We start from the raw sequence: 3,149 nt of genomic DNA on the forward strand, positions 1-3,149 counted from the left end.
CCCGTGAGGTGACGGGCGAGTCCGTGCGCGACCACGCTCGTGGCCTCGTCGGTCCCGATGTGGTCGACCTCGAAGGCCACGTCCTGGGTGATGGCCACGCCGGCGAGCTTGCTGCCCTGACTGGTGAGGAAGACGAGCCGGTGCCCGTCCACCACGTAGTTCACGGGCGCGATGTCGGTCGCGTTCCCGACGCGGTAGGCGAGCCGACCGAACTCGTGGCTGCGCAGGAACTCCCAGCCCTCCTCCTCGTCGAGGACGGCGACGATCTCATTCGGCTCGGTCACGATGCTCCCTCCGGATGTCGTCAGACTATCGTCAGGCCGCGCGCGAGGCGCGCCCTTGGTCCCGGTGCCCGCGGCGACCAGGCGAGCCGAGCCGCTGCTCGCGCGGTGTCAGGAGCGGCGGTCCGCCACGGCCTGGCGGTACGCCTCGACGATCCGCGGACCGACGGTGTCGATGTCGTACTGCCAGGCCAGGGCACGCTGGCGTTCTCCCGACCTCCTGCGCAGCTCCGGGTCGTCGACGAACCGGGCGAGTGCGGAGGCGAAGGCAGCGGTGTCGGTCGGGTCGACGAGCTGGTCGGCGAGCTCGCCCATCACCGTCGCGTACCCGGGGTTGTCCCCGACCAGGACGGCGCCCCTGGCCGCGGCGAGGGCCTCGACGACGCTGATGCCGAAGCTCTCTCCTCCGGTGGAGGGAAGCACGACGAGGTCACCCGAGGCGAGCAGTGCTGCCTTGTCCTCCTCGGCGACGTACCCCGTGAAGTCGACGAGGTCGGCGAGCCCGAGGCTCGCTGCCTGCTGCTCGAGCGCCACGGCCAAGGGACCCCGCCCGGCGATGGTCACGCGGAAGGGCGAGGTCGGGCCGCGGTCCCGGAGCGCCGCCAGCGCCGCGAGCAGCTGCGCCGGCCCCTTGCGCTCGACGAGCCGACCGAGGAAGACGATGTGCACGGCGCTGGGCGGGTCCTGGGCGACGGCGCTGGGCGGGGGCCCGAACGCGCCGATGTCGACCGGGATGGGCACGACATCGCTCTCGAGCCCGAACGCGCGACGCGCGAACTCCTGCGCGGGCGCCGAGACGGAGAACACGCGGTCGAAGCGTCGCAGCCGCCTGCGCTGCAGGAGGCCGAGGCCCCGGGCCGCCTGCTCCACCGCCGCCGAGGCCGGGAGGATGAGGAAGGTGCCGACGACGGCCGTGGTGGCCGCCGCCCGGGCCACGAGCCGTCCCGACATGAAGGGGCTGTACGGCATCGTCACGTTGATCACGTCGAGCCGGTGCGTGTCGAGGAGCGCCCGGAGGAGTCGGGGACGCGCCGGGAGCGGCGTGCAGAGGCGGTTCCCGTTGAAGCGCACCTGCACCGAGCGGCCCATCACGGCGAGGTGGGGGAGGTCGGTGCGGGCGGTCGAGGGCGCCAGGTAGCTGACGTGGTGCCCCTGGGCGGTGAGCCAGGTGCCGAGGGTGAGCACGTACTGCTGCACCCCGTCGGGGCGGTCGAGCGAGTCGTCGATCACCAGTCCGATCCGCAGCGGGACGGCGGAGGGCTGCGGGGACACCCTGGGATGGTAGGTCACGTCCCTGCACCGGGGAGTCCCCTGACAGCGGCGCGCCGTGTCCACTATCCTTACCGAGCCCGCTCGTGCGGGACCGGGTGGCCCATCGGGTCCGGCCCGGAACACCCCTGGCGCCAGGCCGGCCAGGGTCCCACGGCAGCAACGCACTCCCGGCGCCAGGTCGGCCGGGCAGGAGAGTCATGGGAAACACGAGCGTGCGAATCGATCGCGGACGCATCAAGGAGCTGACCGCGCGCGAGGCGGTCCGGCTGGACGAGCGGACCCAGGCCTCGCGCGCGATGTACGAGCGTGCCGGCGTCCACCTCGCGGGCGGGGTCGCCTCCTCGTACCAGGTGCGGGACCCCTGGCCGATCTACCTCGAGCGCGGTGAGGGACCGCTCGTCTGGGACGTGGACGGGAACCGGATGTGGGACTTCCACAACGGCTTCGGGTCGATGGTCCAGGGTCACGCGCACCCCGCGATCGGGGCCGCCATCGCCCAGCGCTACCCGCAGGGCACGCACTTCGCCGCGCCCACCGAGGACGCGATCGTCGTCGGAGACGAGCTCGCCCGCCGATGGGACCTGCCGAAGTGGCGCTACACGAACTCCGGTTCCGAGTCGACGATGGACGCGATCCGGATCGCGCGCGCCTTCACGGGTCGCGACACCGTCATGAAGATCTTCGGGTCCTACCACGGTCACCACGACACGGTGATGGTCTCGATCGGCGTGGAGTACGACAAGATCGGCGATCCCGAGAACCTCGCCTCGCTCGCCTACGGCGCCGGTATCCCCGCCGCGACCGTCGAGATGACCGTCCCTGTGCCGTTCAACGACGCGGGGGCGATGGAGCGTCGGATCCAGCGGCTGGACGCGGAGGGGCGACTGCCCGCCTGCGTGATCATGGAGCCGGCGATGATGAACCTCGGCATCGTGCTGCCCGAGCCCGGGTACCTGGAGCAGGTGCGCGAGATCACCACCCGGTACGGCATCGTGCTGATCTTCGACGAGGTCAAGACCGGCCTGACGATCGCGGCCGGTGGAGCGACCGAGCGTTTCGGCGTCCGGCCCGATCTCGTCACCCTGGCCAAGGCGCTCGGTGGCGGCCTGCCGACGGGTGCCATCGGCGGGACGGCCGAGGTCATGTCCGTCGTGGAGGACGGCACCGTCTACCAGGTGGGGACCTACAACGGGAACCCGCTCGGCATGGCGGCGGCCCGGGCGAGCCTCACCGAGGTGCTGACCCCTGAGGCGTACGCGCACCTGGACCACCTCAACGAGCGCATCCTCGCGGGCTGCACGGACGTCGTCGAGCGCTACGACCTGCCCGGCTACGCCGTCGGCATCGCCTCCAATGGCTGCGTCACCTTCTCGCCGGTGCCGATCACGGACTACGCCAGCTTCAAGGCCAACCAGGACGCGGATCTCTCGTCCCTCGCCTGGTTGTTCAACCTCAACCGCGGCATCTTCATGACGCCGGGTCGCGAGGAGGAGTGGACCCTCTCGGTCACCCACACCGACGAGGCGATCGACGCCTACGTCGCCTGCTTCGACGAGTTCGCGCACGCGCTGACCCGGGACTGAGCGTGACCGTCGG

General features: G+C 71.4%; 3 protein-coding genes. 1 reads left to right on the forward strand and 2 read right to left on the reverse strand.

Translation table 11 applies throughout. The features are described 5' to 3' along the window. A partial coding sequence (locus ABWK99_RS15145) for a pyridoxamine 5'-phosphate oxidase family protein (protein WP_372595527.1) occupies positions 1-284 on the reverse strand: 284 nt, incomplete at its 3' end. A 108-nt stretch (positions 285-392) separates the two neighbouring features. Next, a complete protein-coding gene (locus tag ABWK99_RS15150) occupies positions 393-1,553 on the reverse strand; it encodes a glycosyltransferase family 4 protein (protein WP_372595528.1) in 1,161 nt (386 codons plus the stop codon). A 197-nt stretch (positions 1,554-1,750) separates the two neighbouring features. On the opposite strand from ABWK99_RS15150, the gene ABWK99_RS15155 reads away from it, so the two are divergent. After that, complete coding sequence (locus ABWK99_RS15155) at positions 1,751-3,136, forward strand: aspartate aminotransferase family protein (protein WP_372595529.1); 1,386 nt, start codon at positions 1,751-1,753, stop codon at positions 3,134-3,136. The last annotated feature ends 13 nt before the right edge of the window (positions 3,137-3,149 follow it).

This window comes from Actinotalea sp. (assembly GCF_041597215.1).
GTDB lineage: Bacteria > Actinomycetota > Actinomycetes > Actinomycetales > Cellulomonadaceae > Actinotalea.

What these genes read in the sequence shown, in the direction of transcription:
- ABWK99_RS15155 (WP_372595529.1), top strand. Translation starts at nt 1,751, where the DNA reads ATGGGAAACACGAGCGTGCGAATCGATCGCGGACGCATCAAGGAGCTG.